General features: G+C 41.7%; 3 rRNA genes. All 3 read left to right on the top strand.

Features of this window, described 5'->3' with window-relative positions:
• Positions 1-217, top strand: a 23S ribosomal RNA gene (locus tag L1D22_RS22045); the annotation flags it as partial.
• A gap of 128 nt (positions 218-345) precedes the next feature.
• Positions 346-461, top strand: a 5S ribosomal RNA gene (rrf, locus tag L1D22_RS22040).
• A gap of 461 nt (positions 462-922) precedes the next feature.
• A 16S ribosomal RNA gene (locus L1D22_RS22035) occupies positions 923-1127 on the top strand; the annotation flags it as partial.

Genomic DNA, 1127 nt, shown 5'->3' with positions numbered 1-1127 from the left:
GTTCGGGTTGTCATGCCAATGGCATTGCCCGGTAGCTAAGTTCGGAATCGATAACCGCTGAAAGCATCTAAGCGGGAAGCGAGCCCTGAGATGAGTTTTCCCTGACGCTTTAAGCGTCCTAAAGGGTTGTTCAAGACTAGAACGTTGATAGGCAGGGTGTGTAAGTGCTGCGAGGCATTGAGCTAACCTGTACTAATTGCCCGTGAGGCTTAACCATACAACACCCAAGGGGTTTTGTGGACTCAAAGACAGACCTTGAATGAGTTTGAAGAGACACTTTTAAAAACAGTTTTCCAGATTATTTTGCCTTCAGCTTTTAAAAGCTGAAAGTAAAAGCAAAATTTGCTTGGCGACCATAGCATTGTGGACCCACCTGATTCCATGCCGAACTCAGAAGTGAAACACAATAGCGCCGATGGTAGTGTGGGGCTTCCCCATGTGAGAGTAGGACATCGCCAGGCTCCAAATTTATTTTCACTTTTTAAAAGTGAAGACAAAAAGTTCGACTTTGTCTACTTAGTAGACAAGTCACCATAGAGTTCTAAGTTTTCTTAGTATTTTATGTTGACTTTAAAAGTAGAAAGCGTATTATACGCGTCCTGCTTAAGTGCTAAGGCACTGAAAGCGTTCTCTTTTTAGAGAATAAGCTCTTTAACAATTTAAACCTATCAATCTGTGTGGGCACTCGTTGATGAATATCAAAACGTTTTATCGTTAGATAAAACAGATTCTTCGGAATCAAAATTGATTTCAATGAACTGAGTGACCAATASGAATAATTACTTTCTTTATAGAGAGGGGGTTATTTGGCACAGTCAATTCATTATCTTTCTGTTGGAAAGATAATAGCTTTAGAATTACATGTTCATTTTCGAATGAATATTAGTTTTGAAGTCAGTATTCGTTGAGTCGGCAAAATCTTAAATTGAAGAGTTTGATCATGGCTCAGATTGAACGCTGGCGGCAGGCCTAACACATGCAAGTCGAGCGGAAACGACACTAACAATCCTTCGGGTGCGTTAATGGGCGTCGAGCGGCGGACGGGTGAGTAATGCCTAGGAAATTGCCTTGATGTGGGGGATAACCATTGGAAACGATGGCTAATACCGCATAATGCCTACGGGCCA

Source organism: Vibrio sp. Isolate34 (assembly GCF_022397915.1).
Taxonomy (GTDB): Bacteria; Pseudomonadota; Gammaproteobacteria; order Enterobacterales; family Vibrionaceae; genus Vibrio.
Note: the sequence above shows the minus strand (reverse complement) of the source record. Positions and strands in the feature narration are given on the sequence as shown.